Origin of the sequence: Micromonospora sp. RTP1Z1 (genome assembly GCF_033804685.1) — a bacterium.
In the GTDB taxonomy this organism is placed as follows: domain Bacteria; phylum Actinomycetota; class Actinomycetes; order Mycobacteriales; family Micromonosporaceae; genus Micromonospora.
The window spans coordinates 37,420-61,384 of the sequence record NZ_JAPFQV010000039.1 but is presented as its reverse complement, the minus strand read 5'-3'; the positions used below and the strand labels follow the sequence as shown (position 1 = coordinate 61,384).

General features: G+C 73.4%; 20 protein-coding genes and 1 pseudogene. 11 read left to right on the top strand and 10 right to left on the bottom strand.

From position 1 onward, the window contains the following. The coding region (locus SLP03_RS19965; protein ID WP_413644557.1) for an SCO7613 C-terminal domain-containing membrane protein at positions 1 to 1,900 on the top strand (1,900 nt) is incomplete at its 5' end. A gap of 446 nt (positions 1,901 to 2,346) precedes the next feature. Here the strand turns inward: SLP03_RS19965 and purE are convergent. Further along, positions 2,347 to 2,838 (bottom strand): 5-(carboxyamino)imidazole ribonucleotide mutase, encoded by a 492-nt coding sequence (purE, locus tag SLP03_RS19960; RefSeq protein WP_319462129.1) that lies wholly within the window; start codon positions 2,836 to 2,838, stop codon positions 2,347 to 2,349. Further along, entirely contained in the window at positions 2,835 to 3,995 is a 1,161-nt protein-coding gene (locus tag SLP03_RS19955; RefSeq protein WP_319462128.1) for a 5-(carboxyamino)imidazole ribonucleotide synthase, read from the bottom strand. The genes purE and SLP03_RS19955 overlap by 4 nt, the downstream gene beginning before the upstream one ends. A gap of 183 nt (positions 3,996 to 4,178) precedes the next feature. On the opposite strand from SLP03_RS19955, the gene SLP03_RS19950 reads away from it, so the two are divergent. Continuing rightward, complete coding sequence (locus SLP03_RS19950; RefSeq protein ID WP_319462127.1) at positions 4,179 to 4,829, top strand: pyridoxal 5'-phosphate synthase; 651 nt, start codon at positions 4,179 to 4,181, stop codon at positions 4,827 to 4,829. Between the two features lie 12 nt (positions 4,830 to 4,841). Here SLP03_RS19950 and SLP03_RS19945 read toward each other — a convergent pair whose 3' ends face one another. The 4 genes from SLP03_RS19945 to mca all read right to left on the bottom strand — a co-directional run bounded on the left by SLP03_RS19945 (position 4,842) and on the right by mca (position 10,878). Beyond that, positions 4,842 to 6,878, bottom strand: coding sequence for a thioredoxin domain-containing protein (locus tag SLP03_RS19945; protein WP_319462126.1), 2,037 nt, complete (start codon positions 6,876 to 6,878; stop codon positions 4,842 to 4,844). 65 nt (positions 6,879 to 6,943) lie between these two features. Continuing rightward, the gene (locus tag SLP03_RS19940; RefSeq protein WP_319462132.1) at positions 6,944 to 9,439 is read right to left on the bottom strand and encodes a bifunctional diguanylate cyclase/phosphodiesterase; all 2,496 of its coding nucleotides are present in this window, start codon (positions 9,437 to 9,439) and stop codon (positions 6,944 to 6,946) included. Positions 9,440 to 9,654: 215 nt separating this feature from the next. Continuing rightward, the gene (locus SLP03_RS19935; protein WP_319462125.1) at positions 9,655 to 9,948 is read right to left on the bottom strand and encodes a hypothetical protein; all 294 of its coding nucleotides are present in this window, start codon (positions 9,946 to 9,948) and stop codon (positions 9,655 to 9,657) included. A 48-nt stretch (positions 9,949 to 9,996) separates the two neighbouring features. Continuing rightward, on the bottom strand, positions 9,997 to 10,878 hold the full coding sequence (gene mca / locus SLP03_RS19930; protein ID WP_319462124.1) for a mycothiol conjugate amidase Mca: 882 nt from the start codon (positions 10,876 to 10,878) through the stop codon (positions 9,997 to 9,999). 212 nt (positions 10,879 to 11,090) lie between these two features. Between mca and SLP03_RS19925 the strand changes: the two genes are divergently transcribed. Further along, positions 11,091 to 11,525 carry a DUF4307 domain-containing protein gene (locus SLP03_RS19925; protein ID WP_319462123.1) on the top strand — a complete coding sequence of 145 codons (435 nt, stop codon included), beginning with the start codon at positions 11,091 to 11,093 and terminating at the stop codon, positions 11,523 to 11,525. 149 nt (positions 11,526 to 11,674) lie between these two features. Continuing rightward, the gene (gene greA, locus SLP03_RS19920) at positions 11,675 to 12,175 is read left to right on the top strand and encodes a transcription elongation factor GreA (RefSeq protein WP_319462122.1); all 501 of its coding nucleotides are present in this window, start codon (positions 11,675 to 11,677) and stop codon (positions 12,173 to 12,175) included. A 21-nt stretch (positions 12,176 to 12,196) separates the two neighbouring features. Here greA and ilvA read toward each other — a convergent pair whose 3' ends face one another. Genes ilvA through SLP03_RS19900 form a run of 4 tightly spaced genes read right to left on the bottom strand, consistent with a single transcriptional unit; the run spans position 12,197 to position 16,931 of the window. Continuing rightward, complete coding sequence (gene ilvA / locus SLP03_RS19915) at positions 12,197 to 13,417, bottom strand: threonine ammonia-lyase (RefSeq protein WP_319462121.1); 1,221 nt, start codon at positions 13,415 to 13,417, stop codon at positions 12,197 to 12,199. Beyond that, the gene (locus SLP03_RS19910; protein ID WP_319462120.1) at positions 13,414 to 14,358 is read right to left on the bottom strand and encodes a DUF4328 domain-containing protein; all 945 of its coding nucleotides are present in this window, start codon (positions 14,356 to 14,358) and stop codon (positions 13,414 to 13,416) included. The genes ilvA and SLP03_RS19910 overlap by 4 nt, the downstream gene beginning before the upstream one ends. Before the next feature lie 9 nt (positions 14,359 to 14,367). Continuing rightward, positions 14,368 to 15,777 (bottom strand): amidase, encoded by a 1,410-nt coding sequence (locus tag SLP03_RS19905; protein ID WP_319462119.1) that lies wholly within the window; start codon positions 15,775 to 15,777, stop codon positions 14,368 to 14,370. Positions 15,778 to 15,788: 11 nt separating this feature from the next. Continuing rightward, positions 15,789 to 16,931, bottom strand: coding sequence for a cystathionine gamma-synthase (locus tag SLP03_RS19900; RefSeq protein WP_319462118.1), 1,143 nt, complete (start codon positions 16,929 to 16,931; stop codon positions 15,789 to 15,791). A gap of 151 nt (positions 16,932 to 17,082) precedes the next feature. Here SLP03_RS19900 and SLP03_RS19895 point away from each other — a divergent pair, with 151 nt between their 5' ends. From SLP03_RS19895 to SLP03_RS19865, 7 genes and pseudogenes are all read left to right on the top strand, one after another. Further along, complete coding sequence (locus SLP03_RS19895) at positions 17,083 to 17,499, top strand: HIT family protein (protein ID WP_319462117.1); 417 nt, start codon at positions 17,083 to 17,085, stop codon at positions 17,497 to 17,499. A 75-nt stretch (positions 17,500 to 17,574) separates the two neighbouring features. Continuing rightward, on the top strand, positions 17,575 to 18,246 hold the full coding sequence (gene msrA / locus SLP03_RS19890; protein ID WP_319462116.1) for a peptide-methionine (S)-S-oxide reductase MsrA: 672 nt from the start codon (positions 17,575 to 17,577) through the stop codon (positions 18,244 to 18,246). Between the two features lie 126 nt (positions 18,247 to 18,372). Beyond that, complete coding sequence (locus SLP03_RS19885) at positions 18,373 to 18,735, top strand: YciI family protein (RefSeq protein ID WP_319462115.1); 363 nt, start codon at positions 18,373 to 18,375, stop codon at positions 18,733 to 18,735. A 49-nt stretch (positions 18,736 to 18,784) separates the two neighbouring features. Beyond that, positions 18,785 to 18,865, top strand: a pseudogene (locus SLP03_RS19880) (peptide-methionine (S)-S-oxide reductase); the annotation flags it as partial. A 203-nt stretch (positions 18,866 to 19,068) separates the two neighbouring features. After that, entirely contained in the window at positions 19,069 to 20,859 is a 1,791-nt protein-coding gene (locus SLP03_RS19875) for an N-acetylglutaminylglutamine amidotransferase (RefSeq protein ID WP_319462114.1), read from the top strand. Continuing rightward, entirely contained in the window at positions 20,856 to 22,682 is a 1,827-nt protein-coding gene (ngg, locus tag SLP03_RS19870) for an N-acetylglutaminylglutamine synthetase (RefSeq protein ID WP_319462113.1), read from the top strand. The genes SLP03_RS19875 and ngg overlap by 4 nt, the downstream gene beginning before the upstream one ends. Continuing rightward, the gene (locus SLP03_RS19865) at positions 22,679 to 23,854 is read left to right on the top strand and encodes an osmoprotectant NAGGN system M42 family peptidase (protein ID WP_319462112.1); all 1,176 of its coding nucleotides are present in this window, start codon (positions 22,679 to 22,681) and stop codon (positions 23,852 to 23,854) included. Before ngg ends, SLP03_RS19865 begins: the two co-directional genes overlap by 4 nt. Positions 23,855 to 23,965: the final 111 nt, after the last annotated feature.

Sequence of the window (23,965 nt, the reverse complement as noted above, 5' to 3'; positions counted from 1 at the left end):
CGTGGTGGGGGCCGCCCTGGCCCGGAGCCTCGCGCCGCCGCTGGTGGAGGAGATCGAGACCGACGGGATGCCACCGCACCTGGTGCAGGTGGGCGGCGCGGCGGCGGGCGCCGCCCTGCTCGCGTTCCCCGGCGCGGTGGCGGCCCTGGCCGCCGAGTTCGGGCGCACCCCGCAGGTGGTCGTCACCGCCGCGCTGGCCGCGTCCAGCCTCGGCCTGGCCGTGGTGGCGGTGGTCCGCCGGCAGGTCCCGCAGTACCTGCCGTACGCGAGCGTGGCGGTGGCCGGCGGCGCGACCGTCAGTGCGCTGGCCGCGATCGTCACCGGCCTGCCCTCCGGGGTGTACGCGGCCGCGGCGGCGCTGCTCGGCGTGCTCGCCGAGCTGGTCCGGGCGGCCACCACCCCGCCGGCCGGCTCGGCCCGGCAGGTACGCCGCTGGTCGGTGCTGCTGAACGGGGCGCTGCGCCGGTTGCCGGACGACGGGACGGAGCTGCGCTGGCGGGTCAACCCGGCGGCGGGGGCGCTCGCCGCGGCGACGCTGCCCACCGCGCTGGCGTTGGTGACGCTCGCGCCGCCGCTGCTGGTGGCGCTGGTCGAGCCGTTCCGGTCGCTGTCCCGGGTGTGGCAGGGGCCGCCGCCGGAACTGCTCACCCCGCCGCCCGGCGCGGTCGACCCGACGCACGTGCTGACCGCCCTGCTGCTCACCGTGACCGCCGCCCTCGCGGCAACCGGGTTCAACGGCGGCCGGCGTTCCCGGGCCGTGCCGGTGGTGCTGCCCGGCGCCGCGGTCACCCTGCTGATCACCCCGGTGGCGCTCGGCCACGGCTGGCCGGAAAGCGCGCTCGCCGGGCTGACGGTCTTCACCATCTCGATGCTCGGGCTGGCCCTGACCCCGCCACCGCCGCTGGCCGAGCCGGCCCGGTCGCTGCGGGTCGCCCGGGTGCTGGTCTTCGTGATCGGGCTGGCCGCCGGGGGCGCCGGGCTGGCCGGCAGCCTCGCCACCCGGGAGCTGACCCTCTTCACCCTGGGCGGGGCGGTCGGCGTCGGCGTGGTCGCCGCGCTCTTCGGCACCACCCAGCGGGCCCGCATCCTCGGCTGGCTCTTCGCCTCGCTGATGGCGCAGCTCTTCGTGCTGACCCTCGGCCTGGTGGCCGGGCTGGCCGCCGTCTGGTCCGCGTTCGGGGTGCTGGCGGTGGGAGCGGCCCTGCAGGTCTTCGCCGCCACCCTGCCCCGGCTCCGCCGCCCGGAGGCGTACCGGGAGGCGGCCACCGTGGAGTGGAGCGGGTACGCTGCCGCCCTCATCGCGCTGGCTCTGGCCTTCAACTCCCCCCGGCACATCGCCGCGCTGCTGGCCGCCTGGGGCGCCGTCCTCGGGGTGGCCGCCAGCCGGCCGGGCCGGCGGCCGGTGGAACGTCGGATCCTGTTCTGGGCGGTGGTGGCCTGCGAGATCAGCGCCTGGTGGATCCTGATGCGGGTCGCCGACGTGGCGCTGCCGGAGGCGTACACGCTGCCGTTCGCCGCGCTCGCCCTGCTGGTGGGGGTGCTGGAGTTGCGCCACCGGGCGGACCTGTCGAGCTGGATCGCGTACGGACCGGCGCTGGTCACCGCGTTCGTACCGACCCTGGCCATCGTGCTGGCCACCGATTCCAGCATGCTGCGGCAGGTGCTGCTGCTGCTCGGCGCGGTGGCGGTGCTGATCTTCGGCTCGACCAGCCGGCAGCAGGCGCCGGTGATCGTGGGTGCCTCGGTCACCGCGATCGCGGCGGTGCACGCGTTGTTCAGCCTCGGGCCGTGGCTGGTGCTGATCCCGGTCGGCTTCGTGCTGCTGGTGCTCGGGGCGAGCAACGAACGCCGCCGTCGCGCGCAGGAGCGCCTGCAGACCGCCCTGCGCGGCATGCGGTGAATCGGAGGGTCATCGGGTCTGCGCCGAGGGCGGGCAGAGCGGTCCGGGCTCGACGACGGGTGCCGGCGAACGTGGGCCGCGTCCGGTCGGAAGAGCCGGGCTCACTGTCCGTGTCCACCGCTCCGGACAGGCCGCGTCGGGGTACGGCCTTTGCTCTGCTGCAGCCCACGCAACAGGAACGGACGGTGACGGCGGCGGCCACGACTGCCGGACGAGCAAAGAGAAAGAGCAGTTCAGGCCGGTGTTGCGTGGAGTGAAGCAGAGCAAAGGCGGCGTGAGGGTCCCCCGGTCCGGGCGGGCCGATCACGGGGAGTAATTCAACGTCGGCATCACGGGGAGTCACGCGGTGAGCGGGGGCCGCGAGCTGCGTGCGCGCGGACGGGCCGACGCAACCGAGGGGACGGACGGGCGGAATGGCGCCGAGGGCGACCGCCGGTCGAGCGAGGTCAGCCGAGGGAGGCGCGGAGCGCGGCGTCCTTCTCGGCGACCAGCTCCTCCAGGCCCGCCTGGTACGCGATCATCCGCTTCAGCAGCGCCGGGTCCGAGGTGGCCAGGATGCGCACGGCGAGCAGTCCGGCGTTGCGGGCGTTGCCGATCGACACGGTGGCCACGGGCACGCCGGCCGGCATCTGCACGATGGACAGCAGCGAGTCCATCCCGTCGAGGTGCATCAGCGGCACCGGCACGCCGATCACCGGCAGCGGGGTGACCGAGGCGACCATGCCGGGCAGGGCGGCAGCGCCCCCGGCACCGGCGATGATCACCTTGATGCCGCGATCGGCCGCGTTCCGGCCGTACTCGATCATCTTGACCGGGGTGCGGTGCGCCGAGATCACCGCGACCTCGTACGGCACCTCGAACTCGTCCAGCGCCTCGGCGGCGGCCTTCATGGTCGGCCAGTCGGAGTCGCTGCCCATGATCAGCCCGACGGTGCTCACTCGTGCCCCTCCCGCAGCCAGCGGGCGGCCCGCGCGGCCCGCGCCCGTACGTCGTCCAGCTCGTCCCCGAGCACCGTGACGTGCCCGATCTTGCGGCCGGGGCGCACCTGCTTGCCGTACAGGTGCACCTTGGCGCCCGGCTCGGCGGCGAACAGGTGGTGCAGTCGCTCGTCGATGGAGATCCCGCCCGGCTCGCCGCCGAGCACGTTCGCCATCACCACCACCGGCGCGGTCAGTGAGGTGTCCCCCATCGGGTAGTCGAGCACCGCCCGCAGGTGCTGTTCGAACTGGGAGGTCCGGGCGCCCTCGATGGTCCAGTGCCCCGAGTTGTGCGGACGCATCGCCAACTCGTTGACCACCAGCCCGGTGGGGGTCTCGAAGAGCTCCACCGCGAGCAGGCCGACCACGCCGAGCGCGGTGGCCAGGTCGATGGCGAGCTGCTGGGCGGCGACGGCCAGCTCCTGCGGCAGGCCCGGCGCAGGGGCCAGCACCTCCACGCAGATCCCGTCCCGCTGCACGGTCTCCACCACCGGGTACGCGGCCACCTGGCCGAACGGTGAGCGCGCGACCTGCACCGCCAGCTCCCGGCGCAGCGCCACCCGCTCCTCGACGATCAGCGAGGTGCCCCCGGCCAGCAGCGTCGAGCCCAGCTCAACTGCCTGCGCCGGGCCGCCCACCAGCCAGACGCCGCGTCCGTCGTAGCCACCCCGCGCCGCCTTCAGCACCACCGGCCAGCCGACCTCGTCACCGAAGGCGACCAGGTCGGCCGCCTCGACGACCGGCCGCCAGGCCGGGTTCGGCGTGCCCAGCTCGCCGAGGCGCTCGCGCATCACCCGCTTGTCCTGTGCGTGCAGCAGCGCGTCGGCCGGCGGGAAGAGCTTCGCCCCCTCGTCGGCGAGGACGCGGATGTGCTCGGTCGGCACGTGCTCGTGGTCGAAGGTGACCACGTCGCAGCCCTTGGCGAAGGTGCGCAACGCGGTCAGGTCGGTGTGGTCGCCGTACTGGACGTCGGCCGCGACCAGCGCGGCGCCGTCGTCGGGGGCGAGCGCCAGCACGCGCAGCGACTGGCCGAGGGCGATCGCGGCCTGGTGGGTCATCCGGGCCAGCTGGCCGCCGCCCACCATGCCGACAACAGGCAGTCCGGTACGGGAATCCATAGCGGCGCCAGCCTATCCGGGCGGGCGCCGGTCCCGGCCCGGAGGGCGGGATCAGCCGGCCGCCCCCACCACCACGCGGCGCGGGGCGCGGGCCAGCTCTCGGGCGGTGCGCCGGACGATCGGCGGCGCGGAGGATTGACGGGCACAGGATCGCCGCCTGCGCCCGGCTGGGATGATCAACCAATGACGACTCGCGAGACGTTGCGCGCTCTGTCGGTGCTGGCCCACGAGATGCCGTCCTTCGACCCGGCCGGCGCACCGGCGGAGCCGATGGCGCTCTTCGCCGACTGGCTCACCGAGGCCGTCGCCGCCGGCGTGGACGAGCCGCATGCGATGACCCTGTCGACCGTCGACGCCGACGGCGCGCCGGACGCCCGGGTGCTGATCCTCAAGGATCTCGACGCCACCGGCTGGCACTTCGCCACCAGCGCGATCAGCGCCAAGGGAAGTCAGCTCGCCGCCGAACCCCGGGTCGCGCTCAACTTCCACTGGCGGGAGCAGGGCCGCCAGGTCCGGGTCCGCGGCACCGCCCGGGCCGCCGAGCGGGCCGTCTCCCGGCGGGACTTCCTGGCCCGGCCGGCGGGCTCCAGGATCGCCACCCTGGCCGGCCGGCAGAGCGCCGTCCTCGCCGACCGGGCCGAGCTGGACCGGGAGCTGGCCGACGTCCGCGCCCGGCTGACCGCCGACCCCGACCTGGTTGCCGAGGCGCACACCGTCTACGCCGTCGTGCCGGCGACGGTGGAATTCTGGCAGGCCGATCGGGAACGCCGGCACGTCCGGCTGCGCTACCGCCGCACGGAGGGCGAGTGGGAGCGCGAGCTGCTCTGGCCGTGACCTGCCGCCGGATCAGCCCAGCTGGGCGACCAGGTCGTCGACGGAGGTGACCGGCCGGTCGCAGACGAAACCCCGGCACACGTACGCGGTGGCGCGGCCGTCCAGCGCCGGCCGGTCGGCGAGCAGCGGCACGCCGGGCTGATCGGTGCGGCCCGCCACGGTCACCGCGCCGGGCGGGGCGTACCGGTGCGCCGCGCGGACCAGCGGGTCGTCGGACGGATCGTCGGTGACCACCGCGATCTCGTACGGCCCGGAGAGCAGCGCCTCGCCGACGGTGGCGGCGTACCCGGTGAACCGCGCATGCCGGCCGACGATCGGCGCGACGGTCGACAGGGCAGCCTCGGCGGCCTCCCGGTACCGCACCTCCCCGCTCAGCGCCGCGTACGCCACCAGCGCCGCGACGATCGCCGACCGGCCGGACGGAGTGGCGTTGTCGGTCGGGTCGGCCGGCCGGGTGACCAGCCGCTCGGCGTCGTCGGCGGTGTCGAAGAACCCGCCGTCGGGCGCGGCGAACCGGGCCAGCGCGACGTCGAGGAGCTGCCCGGCCAACTCCAGCCAGCGCCCCTCGCCGGTGAGCTGGTGCAGGGCGCAGAACGCCTCGGCCACACAGCCGTAGTCCTCCAGCACCCCGGCCGGCTCGCCGACCACGCCGTCCCGGGAGACCCGGCGCAGCCGCCCGTCCACCAGGTGCACCTTCGCCAGGTGCTCGGCGGTGTCCCGCAGCGCGCCGTCGGCGACGATGGCGACCCCGTCCATCAGGTTCGCGTCCTCGTCGTCGGGGGCCGCGTAGACGGCGGCGACCTGGAGGAACTCGGCGATCGCGGTGATCGCCAGGCCGTTCCAGGCGGCCACCACCTTGTCGTCCCGGGCGGGCTGCGGGCGGTTGTCCCGGGCGGCCAGCAGCCGACCCACCACGGCCCGCCAGCGCGCGCGCACCACCGGGTCGGCGTCGTCGACGTCCCGGGCCAGCCGCAGCACGCTCATCCCGTGCTCGAACGACCCTTCCTCCGTCACCGCGAACAGGTCGGCGGCCCAGCGGCCGTCCTCCTCGCCCAGCACCTCGACGAGCTGGGCCGGCGTCCAGGCGTAGGTGAGCCCCTCGACGCCCTCGGTGTCCGCGTCCAGGGCGGAGGCGAAACCCTCCCCCGGCTTGTGCAGCTCGTCGGCGAGGAACCGGGCGGTGTCCCTGGCCACCCGCCGGGCCAGCCGGTCCCCGGTGAGCCGCCAGAGCTGGGTGTAGACCCGCAGCAGCAGCGCGTTGTCGTAGAGCATCTTCTCGAAGTGCGGCACGGTCCAGTGCGCGTCGACCGAGTAGCGGGCGAAACCGCCGGCGAGCTGGTCGTAGATGCCGCCGCGGGCCATCGCCTCGCAGGTGTGCCGGACGATTTCCAGGCTCATCGCGGTACCGGTGCGCTGGTGGTGGCGGAGCAGGAAGAGCAGGTTCATGTGCGGCGGGAACTTCGGCGCCCCGCCGAAGCCGCCGTTGGTCCGGTCGTACTCCGTGGCGAGCTGATCGGCGGCGGCGTCGAGCAGTTCGACGGTGAGCGGCGCGGTGAGCCCGCCGACGGCCTGGGCACCGCCGATCGCCTCGACCACCGCGGCGCCCTGCCGGAGCACGGCCTCCCGCTGGTCCCGCCACGCGGTGCCGACGGAGTCCAGCAGCCGGATGAAGTTCGCGCGCGGGAAGTAGGTGCCGCAGAAGAACGGGGTGCCGTCCGGGGTGGCGAAGACCGTCATCGGCCAGCCGCCCTGGCCGGTCATCGCCTGGGTGGCGGTCATGTAGACGGCGTCGACGTCGGGCCGCTCCTCCCGGTCCACCTTGATGGCGACGAAGCCGTCGTTGATCAGCCGGCCGACGGCCTCGTTCTCGAACGACTCGTGCGCCATCACATGGCACCAGTGGCAGGCGGCGTAGCCGACCGAGATGAGCACCGGCACGTCGCGCCGTTTCGCCTCGGCGAACGCCTCCTCGCACCAGGGCCACCAGTCGACCGGGTTGTCGGCGTGCTGGAGCAGGTACGGCGACGTGGCATTGGCGAGTCGGTTCACCCGACGACCATATCCAGCACGCCCCGGCAGCGCTCAGAGAGCGGGCCGGCCGGGTGCCCGGGGAATCAGGAGGCGCCGTCGGCGCGGAGCGGGAAGACGTTGCCGGGGGCGGTGTCGAGCAGCGACCCGAGCACCGCACCGATCTTGTCCGCCGGCATCGGCTTGAAGAAGTGGTAGCCCTGGGCGGCGGTGCAGCCCAGCTCGGCCAGGGCGTTCCGCTGCTCGGCGGTCTCCACTCCCTCGGCGACCACCCGCAGCCCCAGCTCGTGGGCGAGACCCACGGTGGTCCTGACGATCGCCGCCGCCTCCGGCGAGTCGGCCATCCGGATCACGAAGGAGCGGTCCACCTTGAGTTCGTCGACGGCGATCCGGGTCAGGAAGGTCAGTGACGAGAAGCCGGTGCCGAAGTCGTCGACGGCGAGCTGCACACCCATCGCGCGCAGCGTGGCGAGCACCTCGTCGATGACCTCCAGCTCGCTCATCACCACCGTCTCGGTGATCTCCAGGACCAGCCGGCGCGCCGGCACCTGGTGCCGGCGAAGCGCCTCGCCGATCTCCGTCGGCAGCCGGGGGTCGAGCAGGCTGCGTGCCGACAGGTTCACCGAGATCGGCACGTCCAGCCCCTCACGGGCCCAGTCGGCGGCGACGGCGAGGGCCTTGTCCAGCACGTACCGGGTGAACGCGCCGAGCTGCTCGCTGTTCTCCACCTGCCGGATGAAGTCGGACGGGCCGAGCAGGCCGCGGCGCGGGTGCTGCCAGCGGATCAACGCCTCCACCCCGGTCGGGGCGCCGGTGGCCAGGTCCACCGCCGGCTGCAGGGCCAGCACCAGCTGGTCGTCGGTCGCCAGCGCCTCCCGCAGCTCCGCGAGCAGCGCCAGGTGGTCGGTGCTCGCGGCGTCCCGGGAGCTGTCGTACGCGGCGACGCTGCCGCCGCCCTCCTTCGCCTGGTACATCGCGATGTCGGCCCGGCGCAGCAACTCGGTCAGGTCGGCGGTGCCGGCGTCGGCGACCACCACGCCCACCGAGACCTCGACGGACATCCGTACGCCCGCCACCTCGGTCGGCGCGGCGAGCCGCTCGGCGACGTCCCGGGCCTGCCGCAGCGCGTACGCCATCGGCGCGGCGCGGTCGCCGGCCACCGGGACCGCGGTCAGCAGCAGGGCGAACTCGTCCCCGCCGAGCCGGCCCAACAGGTCACCGGTGCGGGCGAGGGCCGCCAGCCGGTTCGCGGTCAGCCGGAGCAGCTGGTCGCCGGCCGCATGCCCGAGCGTGTCGTTGACCTCTTTGAACTGGTTGATGTCGAGCAACAGCAGCGCCATCGGGTGGTCGTGGGCGTGCCGGCGCAAGGCCTGGTCGCCCTCGTCGAGCATGGCGGCCCGGTTGAGCAGTCCGGTGAGCTGGTCGTGCACCGCCTCGTACGAGGAGCGCGCGGTGACCAGCCGCAGCTCACGGTGCGTGGCGGCGTCGTGCAGCGCGGCGGCCAGGGCGTCCCCGAAGGCCGCGACGGCGTCCCGCTCCCGGGCGCTGGGCGGTGCCGACCGGGAGAAGTGGACGCGCAGCTCCCCCACCCCGATGCTGCCCACGGTCAGCGGTCGGACCAGCTCGTGCTCGGCCGGCTCGGTACGCCCGGGCGGGTCCACCTCGCGGTCGCGCAGCTGGCCGCCGAGGTCCGCCCGGTAGCGCCACCAGCGACCGTCGCCGCGCGCAACGTGCACGTCGACGAGTTCGGCCCCGAACAGGGTCAGCGCGCTGGTCACCGCGGCGGTCGCCACGCCCCGCTCGTCGAGCTGGTTGAGGGCGGCGGTGGCTTCCGCGAACGCCCGCCAGGTACGCCGCTCCTGGTCGGCGCGGAGCCGATGGCGGTAGGTCTGCTGGAGCAGCCAGAGCGGCGGCGGGAGCAGCAGCAGCCAGCGGGCGTCGATCTCCAGCAGCGTGACGACCACCAGGCCGACGGCCACGTTGCCGACGAACATGAGCAGCTTGCCGCGGAGCGCGGCGAGCAGCGGCGGGCCGATCGGGACGCCGTGCCGCAGCGCCAGGGTCGCCCCGCCGAGCCAGCCGGTGGTGAGCAGGTAGGTCACCGAGCCGGCGGTGAGCGCGAGGGCGAGCGCCGGGGTCGGGGCGGCGAGCAGGGGTCGGCCCAACGCGCTGGCCACCGCGACGGCGAGCGCTGTGGCTGCGGTCAGGGATCCGGTGATCCGGACGATTTCCAGCGCCGGCCGGCGGTCGGTGAGCACGGACATGGCCGTCCAGGCCGTCCCGGTGCCGAGCAGGGCCGCCGCCGGCAGCCAGCCGGCCGGTACGAGATAGAGGCAGACGATGAGGGCGGCCTCGCCCCAGGTGATGCTCACCATCCCGGCGGCGGTCCGGAACCGGAGCCGGGCGAGCTGGGTCACGGCGAACGCGACGACGGCGATGCCGAACCGGGCGGGGGCCGGGAGCGGGTCGTCCGCCGGAAAGGACACTGGAACGGTCAGGCCCACGATGGCGGCCACCAGTGCGGTGACCCCGACGGCCGTGGTCAGCAGGAGCACCCCGGTCGGGGTGCCGCGTAGGCCCAGTCGATCGGGGGGTTGGCCGGCCCGGCCGGAGGTCACGGACCCACTCCGTCCACCGGCGGGCCGAGGGCACGGCGGGTGGCCGCAGCGTCGACGGTCATCGGCGCCCCCCTTCCGCGCACGGCTCGGGGACTTTCGGTCCCCCGGCGGAAGGCTAAGCCAAAGCCGGTGGTCGCAACAGGGGGCGACGACCGGCTTTGACGTGAATCATGCGTTGACTACCCGTTCCGGCGCTGCTGGGAGCCGTTGGGAGCATTCCTGGGTGATTCCTGCGCCGCGGTCCCGTCTGTCGGATCGACGACTGTCCCGTCGGTCGGTCCAAGGTCCGCCGGATCGGCCTGCTGCGGGAACCGGTCGGGCAGGCGGCGCAGGCGGGCGTTCATGTTGCGGATCAGCAGGACGGTTGCGGTGGCCAGCAGCAGGATGAGGAAGAGGCCCATCGGTCCGGCCAGACCACCCGTGCGGGTGTCACCGAAGTTGTTCTCCGCGAGCACCTGGGCAGTGGTCAGCATGGCGTTCCTCCGATGTGCGGCTCGCGTCCAGCGTAGCCCTCCGCCCGATCAGCGGGCATGGCACGTCTCGCGGACCCCGGCGAAGAGGTCCGACTCGGGCAGCGGGCTGTCCACCAGCGAGCGGGCGAGCTGGTAGTCCTCGGTCGGCCAGGCGCGCTTCTGGAGCTCCATTGGGACGTGGAACCAGAAGCCGTCGGGGTCGATCTGGGTGGCGTGGGCGCGCAGGGCGTCGTCGCGGACCGGGAAATAGTCGGCGCACTCGACCCGGGTGGTGATCCGCGGGCCCTTGTCGGGACGATCCTCCCAGCGCTTGAGCCACTCCTCGTACGGCGATTCGAGGCCCGCGGCGAGCATGCCCTCGTGCAGCGCCATGATCTTGCCCTTGGAGAAGCCGATGTCGTAGTAGAGCTTCATCGGCTGCCACGGCTCACCCAGCTCCGGGTAACGCTCGGGGTCGCCGGCGGCCTCGAAGGCGGCCACGGTCACCTTGTGGGTCATGATGTGGTCCGGGTGGGGGTAGCCACCCTCCTCGTCGTACGTGGTGACCACGTGCGGCCGGAACTGCCGCATCAGCCGCACCAGCGGCGCCGCCGCGACCTGAACGTCCTGCAGGGCGAAGCACCCCTCGGGCAGCGGCGGCAGCGGGTCGCCCTCGGGCAGCCCGGAGTCGACGAACCCGAGCCAGGCCTGCTCGATGCCGAGGATCGCGCGGGCCGCGTCCATCTCGGCGCGGCGGATGTCGGCGATGTTGGCCCAGACGTCCGGTCGGTCCATCTTCGGGTTGAGCACGCTGCCCCGCTCACCACCCGTGCAGGTCACGACCAGAACGTCCACCCCTTCGGCGACGTATTTCGCCGTGGTCGCGGCGCCCTTGCTCGACTCGTCGTCGGGATGGGCGTGCACGGCCATGAGACGCAGTTGTTCTGCCACCTTCGGCGCTCCTCGTCTGGGCCGGTCGGGCGACCCGACCCCCGGGTTGCCCGGCTGACCTGCCGGAATCTCCCCCGCGCCCGGCAAATCCCCCGTGCCGACCTGTCAGCGTGACCGCCGACCTGCCATCCTTGGGTCAGCGCCGGGCTGGGAAGATGGACTCTGCCATTCTTGCCGATGCCGCTGACAACAACGCCAGGAGATACCCGCCGGTGAGCGAGACGCACGCCACAATCACGCCGGGCGCGCCGGTCTTCCCGCCCGGCCGGTACGGTCGCCGTCGCGAACCGGGACGCCGTCGGCCGCTGCTTCCGGCGCTGCTGGCGGTCGTCCTGCTGGCGACCCTGGGCCTGGCCGCGGTCAAGCTCTACCGCCAGTACGGCGACCCCCGGTTCGACGCCGAGGTGATCACCTACACGCAGATCACCGACTCCCAGGTGGTGGTCGACTTCCGGGTCACCGTGCCCGAGGGCGGCTCGGCGACCTGCCTGGTCCGGGCCCGGGCCTCCGACGGCGCCGAGGTGGGGCACGAGGAGGTCACCGTGACCGCCCGTCCGGGCGAACGCCGGGTGGAGGTGCGGCACCGGCTCGCCACCAGTGCCCGACCGTTCATCGGCGAGGTGCTGCGCTGCCGTCCGGTCGCTTGACCCCCGGCGGGGCCGCCCGGCCTGCCGGGGACACCCGCGGCCGGTCCCGCGGCCGGCGGCACGGGTGATCGGCGACACCCCGACGTGCCCCGCACTGGTAACTTGGTAGTTCACCTGTCAGCCGGTCCGCACAACCAAGGAGTTCGCCTGTGTCCACCAATGACAACAAGGCGCCCGCCACCTGGCTGTCCCAGGACGCGCACGACCGCCTCCAGGGCGAGCTCGACGAGCTGATCGCCAACCGGCCGGTGATCGCCGCCGAGATCAACGCGCGGCGCGAGGAGGGCGACCTCCGGGAGAACGGTGGCTACCACGCCGCCCGCGAGGAGCAGGGCAAGGCGGAGGGGCGCATCCTCTACCTCAAGGAGCTGCTCCGCACCGCCCAGGTCGGGGACGCCCCCACCGCCGACGCGGTGGCGCCCGGCATGGTCGTGACGATCTACTTCGACGACGACACCGACGACACCGAGACCTTCCTGCTCGGCTCGCGGGAGATCTCCTCCAGCACCGACCTGACCGTCTACAGCCCCGAGTCCGCGCTGGGCAAGGCGATCCTGGGCGGCCGCGAGGGCCAGACCTGCACCTACACGGCTCCCAGCGGCGCCGACATCAAGGTGACCGTCGTCAAGTTCGAGCCCTTCTCCGGCTGAGCCATCCGGGCGGCGCGGGCGTCACGCCTCGGCGGCGAAGACCACCTGGTAACCGCTGGCCCGCAGCGCGCTGATCAGCGTGTCGGAGTGCTCCACACCGCGGGTCTCCACCGACAGCGCCACCTCCACCTCGCCGAGGCGCAGGTGCGGGTTGGCCCGCTGGTGCTCCACGTCGACCACGTTGGCCCGGTACTCGGCGATCTCGCTGAGCAGCGAGGCGAGCTGGCCCGGCCGGTCCGAGCAGCGCACGGTGAACCGCAGGTACCGGCCGGCCGCCGCGAGGCCGTGCTCGATCACCCGGAGCATCAGCAGCGGGTCGATGTTGCCGCCGGAGAGCACCGCCACCACCGGCGCCTCGACCTCGACCACGCCGGCCAGCAACGCGGCCACGCCGACCGCGCCGGCCGGCTCCACCACCAGCTTGCCGCGCTCCAGCAGCATCAGCAGCGCCCGGGAGATGTCCTCCTCGGAGACCGTGACGATCTCGTCGACCAGCTTGCGGACGTGGGTGAAGGTGAGCTCGCCGGGCCGGCCGACCGCGATCCCGTCCGCGATCGTCGAGAACGACGACAGCCGGACCGGCTCGCCGGCCTTCAGCGAGGGCGGGAAAGCGGCGGCGGTAGCGGCCTGGACCCCGATCACCCGTACGTCCGGACGCAGCGCCTTGGCCACCACCGCGATCCCGGAGATGAGCCCCCCACCGCCGACCCCGGTGACGATGGTCTTCACGTCGGGGCACTGTTCGAGGATCTCCAGCGCCACGGTGCCCTGCCCGGCGATGACGTCCCGATGGTCGAACGGGTGGATCAGCACCGAGCCGGTCCGCTCGGCGTAGGTCTGCGCGGCGACCAGCGACTCGTCCACCGTGTTGCCGGCCAGCTCGACCTGGGCGCCGTAGCCCTTGGTGGCGGCCACCTTCGGAAGCGGCGCGTTCACCGGCATGAAGACGGTGGCGTGGGTGCCGACCAGGCCGGCGGCGAGCGCCACCCCCTGCGCGTGGTTGCCGGCGCTGGCGGCGACCACACCGCGTTCCCGTTCCTCGGCCGACAGCCGGGAGATCCGCACGTACGCGCCGCGCACCTTGTACGACCCGGCGCGCTGCAGGTTCTCGCACTTCAACCAGGCCGGCCCGCCCAGGGCGGCGCTGAGCGGTCGGGAGGGCTCCAGTGGGGTGGTACGGGTGACGCCGGCGAGCAGCTCCCGCGCGGCCTGTACGTCGGCGAGACCGACCAATTCCGTCATGACCCGATCGTGCCACCCGCCCCGTCCGGCACCGGCGGCGACGCCACGGTCGGGGCGGCCGGCATCTGGGGCGACGGCGCGATCACTGGCTCGCCGGCCGGCCCGACCCCGGCCGGGGCGGCGACCCATGCCGGAGCGCCCGGCCAGACCGTGGTGCCGCGGGCGATCCGCGCCTGCTGGGCGGCGGAGATCCGCAGGATCAGCGCGATCAGCGACGCGCCGGCGACCAGGCAGGCGAGTGCCGGGACCAGGTTCCGCAGCGCCGCCTCCTGGTAGTGGTCGGCGTAGCGCTGGAAGTCCTGCGGGGTGCGCGGCTCGGGCAGCAGCAGTTGGCGCTTCGCGGTGTCGAGGCTGGTGAACAGGTCCGCGACGCTGAAGACCAGCCAGCCCGCCCACCAGAGAGCCACCAGTCCCCGGGTGCGGCCGCGGCCGAGGCTGCCCCGGGCGATGTCGGCCATCACCTTGCAGGGGACCACGAGGCTGGCGAAGGGCACCCACCAGCCGGTGATCGCCCAGTGGGCGTTGAGATGCGGCCGAACGCCGGGGAAGGCGTCGGTGTTCTTCCGGGCCCGGAACATCCAGATCATGACCAGCACCGCGGTGGTCAGGTAGACCAGCAGGTACGGCACGTTGAGGAGGCCCTCCAGCACCGTGGCGCTCCGCAGCGGCTCCGCGTCGTCCGTTGTCCCGGCCCGCCGGGCCAGCACCGCGTCCACGGCCGGGAAGAGCGCCAGCAGCACGTACAGCAGCGTGGTCAGGCCAAGGCCGATCGCCGCGGCCAGCCCGAGTCCGCGTACGCCATAGGTGGCGATCCCCGGTGACAGGACCGAACCGTCGAGCGGCGTACCGCAGCGCTGGCAGTCGTCGAAGGCCGGGGAAGTCTCGTCCCCACAGGTCTGGCACCGCATCGTGTCCCCCGTGTGCGCGTAAGGTGCGCACACGTTAGTCGATCATGCGGCGGCCGGCGACCCCGTACCCACCCGCGGGTAGCCCGGGGCGTGCCGCTGCCACGGGGCCTGCATCTCGAACTGGCCGGCGATGCCGAGCAGCAGCAGCTCCGAGCCGGGTGGCCCGACCAGCTGCACGGCGACGGGCAGCCCGTCCGGACGCCGGCCGACCGGCACCACGATGGCGGGCAGGCCGGCGATGTTCCACGGCGCGGCGTACGGGGCGTACCGGATGTTGGCCTTCATGTTCGCCACCCAGGAGCGGCCCGACCAGCCGGCGGCCTCCGGCGGCGGGCCGGCCAGCGCCGGGGTGAGCAGCAGGTCGATCGAGTGGTCGCCGAAGAAGCTCACCGAGCGCTCGCGCCAGGCGGCCCGGTCGGCCTCCCGGACGTACCCGCGCCGCTGCGCCCACTCGCCGAGCGCGACGTGCCGGCGGCTGCGCCGCTGCAGGTCCCGCCGCTCCACCCCGGCGGCCTGCACGTCGGCGGCCGCCGCGGCGAACCAGGTGGCGATCCCCTTGAGGCCGAGCGCGGTCGGGTAGACCGGGTCGGCCGGCACGGTGTCGTGCCCGGCGGCGGCGAGCAGCCGGCCTGCGGCGGCGACCGCGTCCCGGTTGGGCGCGTCCGGCGAGACGCCGCGGACCGGCGAGCGCAGCGAGACGCCGACCCGCAGGCGCGACGGCGGGACCAGCTTTTCCTGGCGGCGGCCGGCCAGCACCTGGAAGCCGACGGCCGCGTCGGCGACCGTGCTGGTCAACACGCCGTGCTCGGCGAGGCCGAACCAGTCGTCCGCGCCGAGCTGGTAGGGGATCACGCCGCGGCCGGGCTTGAGCCCGACCAGACCGCAGCAGGCCGCCGGGATGCGGATCGACCCGAGGCCGTCGTTGCCGTGCGCCATCGGCACCAGGCCCGCGGCCACCGCGGCGGCGGCGCCGCCGGAGGAACCGCCGGGGGTGCGCCGGGGGTCCCACGGGTTGCGGGTCACCCCGGTCTCGTCGTCGGTGAGCGCCCAGAGGCCGAGTTCCGGCATCCGGGTCACCCCGAGGATCACCGCGCCCGCGCCGCGCAGCCGCCGGACCACCTCGTGGTCGGCCTCCGCCACGCCGGTACGCACCGCGGCCGACCCGTTCCAGGTGGGCAGGCCGGCGACGGGGGTGTTCTCCTTGACCGCGATCGGCACCCCGGCCAGCGGGAGGTTGGCCAGGTCCTCCTGCTCGTCGACCTTCTCCGCCTCGGTGATCGCCTCCCCGCCGCGTACCGCGCGGAACGCGGCGAGGTCGGCGTCAGCCCGGGCGATGTGGTCCAGGTGGTCGGCGACGACCTGGGTGGCGGAGACGTCGCCCCGGCGTACGCCCCGGGCGATCTGTTTGGCGGTCGCCCCCACCCAGGTCGGCATGATGTCCTGCACGGCCACCCTCCCAGCGGTCAGCCCAACGCCTGCTCCAGATCGGCGAGCAGGTCGTCGACCGTCTCGATGCCGACAGACAGTCGCACGAGATCGCCGGGAACTTCAAGCGGCGAGCCGGCAGCACTTGCGTGTGTCATCCGGCCCGGGTGCTCGATCAGGGATTCCACGCCACCGAGCGACTCGGCGAGCACGAAGAGCTTCGCCCGGTTGCAGACCTCGACGGCCTGCTCCTCGCCACCGGCGGCCCGGAAGGAGATCATTCCGCCGAAGCGGCGCATCTGCTTGGCGGCCACCTCGTGACCCGGGTGCGCGGGCAGGCCCGGGTAGATCACCTGGCCGACCTTGGCGTGCCCGTCCAGGTACGCGGCGATCCGCTCGGCGTTGTCGCAGTGCCGGTCCATCCGGACCCCGAGGGTCTTGATGCCGCGCAGGGTGAGCCAGGCGTCGAACGGGCCGTTGATCGCGCCCATCGCGTTCTGGTGGTAGCGCAGCCCGTCGCCGAGCCCGGCGTCGGCGGCGACCAGCGCGCCACCGACCACGTCGGAGTGCCCGCCGATGTACTTCGTGGTCGAGTGGACCACCACGTCGGCGCCGTGCGCGATCGGTTGCTGCAGGTACGGCGAGGCGAACGTGTTGTCGACCACCAGCAGCGCGTTGGCGTCGTGCGCGACGGCGGCCAGGGTGGCGATGTCGGCGATGCCGAGCAGCGGGTTGGTCGGCGTCTCCACCCAGACGATCTTCGTGGTGCCGGGGCGGATCGCGGCCCGCACCGCGTCCGGGTCGGAGACCCGGGCCGGCGTGAAGTCCAGCCCCCAGCGCTCGGCGACCTTGGCGAAGAGCCGGTACGTGCCGCCGTACGCGTCGTCGGGTATCACCACGTGGTCGCCCGGCTTGCAGACGGTACGTAGCAGGGTGTCCTCGGCGGCCAGGCCGCTGGCGAAGGCGAGCCCGACCGGCCCGCCCTCCAGCGCGGCCAGGCACTCCTGGAGCGCGTCCCGGGTGGGGTTGCCGGAACGGCTGTATTCGTAGCCCTGCCGGGGCGCGCCGACGGCGTCCTGGGCGTAGGTGCTGGTCTGGTAGATCGGTGGGATCACCGCGCCGGTGCGGGCCTCGGGGTCCTGGCCGGCGTGGATGGCGAGCGTCTCAAAGCCGTGACTCATTCCCGAGACGTTAGTCCGCCGGTGCGCCTGCCCGGGCGGAACCCGCCCGGCGCCACGTCGCCGGTCGCCCACGCGGTCCGTGGCGGGCGCCGGCCCACCGCATGGCGGCGCCCGGAGGGCGGCCGCACGGTGCCGGTAATAGCCTGGCGCGATGAGCGGGTGCGTGTTCTGCGGGATCGTGGCGGGCGAGGTGCCCGCGTTCACCGTCGCCGACGGGCCGGACGGGGTGGCGTTCCTGGACACCCGGCCGGTGTTCAAGGGGCACGTGCTGGTGGTGCCGCGGGCCCACCTGGTCACCCTGACCGACCTGCCGGCGGAGGCGCTGGTCGGCTACTTCGGCCTCGTGCAGCGGTTGGCCCTGGCGGTGGAGACCGGCCTGGGGGCCGGTGGGACGTTCGTGGCGATGAACAACAAGGTGTCCCAGTCGGTGCCGCACCTGCACGCCCACGTGGTGCCCCGGACCAAGGGGGACGGCCTGCGCGGCTTCTTCTGGCCCCGGACCCGCTACACCGACGACGCGGAGGCCGAGGGCTTCGCCCGGCGGCTCACCGAGGCCCTGCCGGCCTGACGGGCAACTGGGCGGGTAAGAAAGTTGGGCCCGCGGGCGTTGCATGCGGGGAATAGGTACGAGAGGAGTTCCACCGTGTTCCTTCGCCGCATGAAGGCCGAGCTGCCCACCCCCGACCAGGCCCTGCCGGGCCGGCCGATCGCGATGCCGATCGGTGACCGGCACGAGGTGCTCCCGTCCTCGCTGAAGGGCCCGTTCCCGGAGGGCTCGCAGGTCGCCGTCTTCGGAATGGGCTGTTTCTGGGGTGCCGAGCGGTTGTTCTGGACCCTGCCCGGTGTGATCACCACGTCGGCCGGTTACGCGGGTGGCGTCACGCCGAACCCGACGTACGAGGAGGTCTGCTCGGGAATGACCGGGCACGTCGAGGCGGTCCAGGTGGTCTACGACCCCACGAAGATCAGCTACGAGGACCTGCTCAAGGTCTTCTGGGAGAACCACGACCCGACGCAGGGCATGCGCCAGGGCAACGACGTCGGTACGCAGTACCGCTCGGCGATCTACACCACCACCGAGGACCAGCTCGCCACCGCGCAGGCCTCCCGGGACGCGTTCGCGCCGATCGTGGCGCGGGCCGGCAAGGGTGAGATCACCACGGAGCTCGCCCCGCTCGGTGACTACTACTTCGCCGAGGACTACCACCAGCAGTACCTGGCCCCGACCAAGAACCCGAACGGGTACTGCACCCACGGCCCGAACGGCATGACCTGCCCCGTCGGCGTCGCCCGGGTGCCGTCCGACCTTCACTAGTCCGCACCACCGCTCCCCTGCCAACATCGACGTGGAAATTTCCGGCCTGAGGTGTCGTATCCGCCCGGCGCCGTTCGTAGCGAAGATGGAGGCGGACAAAGGTCCGCCCGAGTCGAGGGAGCAGACATGGCCGAGTACCTCATCTACTTCAACCAGCAGTGGGTGGGTGACCACACTGAGGAGTGGTTTCGCGGGCGCGGCCCACTCGCCGCGGCGGTCGTGGACGAGATCAAGGCAGCCGGGGCGTACGTGTTCGCCGGGGGCCTGGAAGTGGACGGCCCCGTCGTCAGTGCCGACGCCACGAGCGGCACAGTGATGTTCACCGACGGGCCCTACGTCGAAACCAAGGAGTGGCTGGGCGGGCTGACCGTGGTGGACGTGGCCGACGAGGAAACGGCCCGAATGTGGGCCGGCAAGCTCGCGGAAGCATGCGGCTGGCCCCAGGAGGTCCGACGGTTCGGCCGCGCCCCGCAACCCGGTGACGAGTGAGTGGGGAGTCGGCGGTCCCAGCTGCGAAGTACTACACCCCACGCCAGAGTCCAAGAACCCGAACGGGTACTGCACCCACGGCCCGAGCGGGCTGAGCTGCCCGGTCGGCGTGGCGCGTACCGCCGGCTGATCGACCTGATGTCCGGTTCCGGGCCTGCGGTGTTTGTCACACCGCGGGCCCGGGCCGATTCGGGCACCCCGCCGACCGCCGGCAGGAATGTCGGCGCTGACAGCGACCCCGCAAGCAGGTGGCGCGCATTTTAGCAAACACGTAACGCTGCGGACATCAGCTCAACGGGCGAGGTGCGGCCACCTCTGGCAGCATTGCCTGCCATGTGCGGACTGGCTGGGGAGTTCCGTCGTGACGGCTCACGCGCCGACGTGGCGGCGGTGGAGCGCATGGCGGCGACGATGAGCGACCGGGGACCCGACGACAGCGGCGTCTGGTCGCAGGGCCCCACGGCCCTCGGCCATCGCCGCCTGAAGATCATCGACCTCTCCGCGGCGAGCGGCCAGCCGCTGGTCGACGCCGCCTCCGGGCTGACCGGCGTCTTCAACGGCTGCATCTACAACTACCGCGAGCTGCGCGCGGAACTGCAGGCCAAGGGCCACCGCTTCTTCTCCGCCGGGGACAGCGAGGTCGTGGTCAAGGCGTACGCCGAGTGGGGGCTCGACTTCGTCGACCACCTGATCGGCATGTTCGCCGTGGCGATCAGCGAGCGGGACAGCGGCCGGCTGGTGCTGGCCCGGGACCGGCTCGGCATCAAGCCGCTCTACCTGGCCGAGACGCCCGGCGTGGTGCGCTTCGCCAGCACCCTGCCGGCGCTGCTGGCCGGCGGCGGGATCGACACCTCGATCGACCCGGTGGCCCTCGCCCACTACCTGAGCTTCCACAGCATCGTGCCGCCGCCGCGGACCATCCTGCGCGGCGTCACCAAGCTGCCCCCGGCCACCGTGCGGGTGTACGAGCCGGACGGCTCCACCCGCGAGCAGGTCTACTGGGACCCGGCGTTCACCCTGGCCGCCGAGCGGGCCGACTGGTCCGAGCGGGACTGGCAGGACGCGCTGCTGGAGTCGCTGACCACCGCGGTGCGCCGCCGGATGGTCGCCGACGTGCCGGTCGGCGTGCTGCTCTCCGGCGGCCTCGACTCCAGCCTGGTGGTCGCGCTGCTCGCCGGCGAGGGGCAGTCCGGGCTCTCCACCTTCTCCATCGGCTTCGACGCCGTCGGCGGCCGGGAGGGCGACGAGTTCGTCTACTCCGACCTGGTGGCGAAGACCTTCGGCACCGACCACCACCAGATCAAGGTGCCCACCGGTGACCTGCTGCCGCCGCTGGAGGCCGCCGTCGCGGCGATGAGCGAGCCGATGGTCAGCCACGACTGCGTCGCGTTCTACCTGCTCAGCCAGGAGGTGGCCCGGCACGTCACGGTGGTCCAGTCCGGCCAGGGCGCGGACGAGATCCTGGGCGGCTACCACTGGTACCCGCCGCTGGCCGGGGCCGACCGGGAGCAGGCGCTCGAGACGTACGCGAAGGCGTTCTTCGACCGGGACGCTGCCGGTCTGGCCCGGGTCCTCGATCCGGCGTGGCTGGCCGACGGCGACCCGGCGCGGGAGTTCGTCGCCGCGCACCTGGGCCGGCCCGGCGCGCAGACCGCGGTCGACGCGGGCCTGCGGATCGACACCCAGATCATGCTCACCGACGACCCGGTGAAGCGGGTCGACAACATGACCATGGCGCACGGGCTGGAGGCCCGCGTGCCGTTCCTCGACCACGAGTTCGTGGAGCTGGCCGCGAGCTGCCCGCCGGAGCTGAAGCTGGCCCAGGGCGGCAAGGGCGTGCTCAAGGAGATCGGCCGTCGGGTCCTCCCGCACGAGGTCATCGACCGGCCCAAGGGTTACTTCCCGGTGCCGGGCCTCACCCACCTCGAGGGCAAGCTCCTCGACCGGGTACGCGACGCGCTCTCCGCCCCCGAGGCCCGCCGCCGTGACCTGTTCCGCGCCGACTACGTCGACGCACTGCTCGCCGACCCGAACGCCGAACTGACCCCGTTGAACGGAAACAAGCTGTGGCAGCTGGGACTCCTGGAAATGTGGCTCCAGAGCCACGGAATCGACTGCCCGTGACGGACACCCTCGCGACCGGGACGGCCCGGACCGACCGGGGACGGGTGCTGGGCCGCCGCCGGGAACGGGTCGGCCCGGGCGGCGACCCGGTGGCGCCCGGCACGACCGAGCCGGCGACCCCCGCCGACGACGCCGGCGTGGTGCTGGACTGCGGCTGGGGCCGGCTGGTCTTAGGTCAGACCTTCGGCGACCAGGCGGCGGTGGCCGCGGTGCTCCGCTCGGAGGCCGCCGGCGCCCGGGACATCTGCATCTACCTGCGCGACCCGCACGTGCTGGTCTCCCGGCTGCCGGACGAGCTCTTCATCGACCCGTCGCTGGCCTACCGGCTGCCGCTGGGCGACCGGCGGCCGGCGGCCACCGACTCCGGCGGTGAGATCCCCGGGGTGATGATCCGGCCGCTGCGGGACGCCGCGGACGCCGACGCGGTGAACCGGATCTACGCCCGCAACGGCATGGTCACCGCCCCGGTCGAGGTGCTGGTCGACAACGCCGGCACCGACCGCTTCCTGCACCTGGTCGCCGAGGCGGCCACCGGGGAGATCGTCGGCACCATCACCGGCGTCGACCACGTGGCGGTCTTCGCCGACCCGGAGAACGGCGCCAGCCTCTGGTGCCTGACGGTGGACTTCAACCACGCGCCGCCCGGCACCGGCCAGGCGCTGCTGTCCGAACTGGCCGACCGGCTCGACGAGCGAGGACGCGCCTTCGTCGACCTGTCGGTGCTCGCCGAGAACTCGGGCGCGATCCGGCTCTACGAGCGGCTGGGCTTCCACCGCACCGGCACGCTCTGCGTGAAGCGGAAGAACCCGATCAACGAACGGCTCTTCCTGCCCGCCACCCCCGAGGGGTACGACGACCTCAACCCGTACGCGAAGATCGTCGCCGACGAGGCGATGCGGCGCGGCATCCGGGTGGAGGTCACCGACCCGCGCTGGGGTGAGCTGCGGCTGACCAACGGCGGCCGGACCGTCCACACCCGGGAGTCGCTGTCGGAGCTGACCTCGGCGGTGGCGATGAGCCGCTGCGACGACAAGCGGGTCACCCGGCGCATCCTCACCGAGGCCGGCCTGTCGGTGCCGCGCGGCCGGACCGCGACCGGTGAGCCGGACGACCTGGCCTTCCTGGCGGACCTCGGCCCGGCGGTGGTCAAGCCGGCCCGGGGCGAGCAGGGCAACGGCATCACCATCGGGGTCCGCACCGCCGAGGCGCTGACCGCCGCGGTGGAGCTGGCCCGCCGGTTCTGCCCGGACGTGCTGATCGAGGAGCTGCGGTCCGGCGAGGACCTGCGGGTCATCGTCATCGACCACGAGGTGGTGGCCGCCGCGGTCCGCCGCCCCGCCCAGATCACCGGCGACGGGGTGCACGACGTCACCGAGCTGGTCGAGCGGCAGAGCCGGCGCCGGGCCGCCGCCACCGGCGGCGAGTCCCGCATCCCGATCGACGACATGACCCGCGAGGTGATCGCGGAGGCCGGCCACCGGATGCACGACGTGCTCCCCGAGGGCCAGGTGCTCGCCGTCCGCCGGACCGCCAACCTGCACACCGGCGGCACCATCCACGACGTCACCGCCGAACTGCACCCGGCCATCGCCGAGGCGTGCGTGGCGGCCAGCCGGGCGCTGGACATCCCGGTCACCGGGCTGGACCTGCTGGTGCCCGCCCCGGACCGGCCGGAACACGTCTTCATCGAGGCGAACGAGCGGCCCGGCCTGGCCAACCACGAGCCGCAGCCGACCGCCGAGCGCTTCGTGGACCTGCTCTTCCCCGGCACCAGGGCACCGCAGCGGCTGTGGTCGCCGGCCGGAGCGGCGGGTGCCGCGTGAGTCCGAAACCGCTGGAGCTCGACCTCGACTACCTCCGCCAGGTGTTGGTGGAGCTGCTGGAGATCCCCAGCCCGTCGGGGCGTACCGACCACATCCAGCAGTACGTCGGGGAACGTCTCTCCGCGCTCGGCATCTCCTCCACGCTGACCCGGCGCGGAGCGCTGAGCGCCTGCCTGTCCGGTCCCCGGGAGACCGGCGCCGACCGGGCGATCGTGGTGCACACCGACACCATCGGCGGCATGGTGAAGCGGCTGAAGGAGAACGGCCGGCTGGAGCTGAAGACCATCGGCACGCACAGCGCCCGCTTCGCCGAGGGCGCACACATCCGGATCTTCACCGACGACCTGGACCGGGTGATCACCGGCCAGGTGCTTCCGCTCAAGGCCAGCGGGCACCGCTACAACGACGGCGTCGACCTCCAGGGCGTCGGCTGGGAGCACGTCGAGGTCCGGGTGGACGAGCCGGTGACGGACATCGCCGGGCTGCGGGCGCTCGGCATCGACGCCGGGGACTTCGTGGCGTTCCTGCCCAACCCGATGATCACCCCCAGCGGGTACGTGAAGTCCCGGCACCTGGACGACAAGGCGGGCGTGGCCGCGGTGCTCACCGCGTTCAAGGCGATGGTCGACGCGGGGATCACCCCGGCGGTCACCGCGCACCTGCTGGTCACCGTCACCGAGGAGATCGGCCACGGTGCCAGCCACGGCCTCGACCCGGACGTCGCGGAGATCGTCTCGGTGGACGCCGCGGTGGTCGCCCCCGGGCAGCAGTCCCGGGAGGACGCGGCGACCCTCGCCATGGGCGACGGGGTCGGTCCGTTCGACTACCACCTGACCCGCAACCTGGCGTCGATCGCCAAGGAGCACGGCATCGACCTGGTCCGGGACGTCTTCGAGTACTACCGCTCCGACGTGGCGGCGGCGGTCGAGGCTGGCGCGCACGCCCGCGTGGCGCTGCTCGGCTTCGGCGTGGACGCCACCCACGGCCACGAGCGCACCCACCTCGACGGCCTGCGCCACCTCACCCAGCTGCTCTGCCTCTACCTCCAGAGCGACCTGGTCTTCCCCGAGTGGGACGCCGAGCCGGCGGGCGAGCTGGCCGACTTCCCGTCGCTGACCGTCCAGCCGGCGTCCGAGGACGGCCCGCGCGAGGGCCCGATCGGCCTCGACTGACTGTGAGCACCCGGGTCCACCAGACAGTTCCCGGCGGGGTCTGTGATCGAAATCCGTTGCCGGGCCACCGGAAAAGTGGATAGCGTGGCGGTACACGGGAAAGGAGGTGGT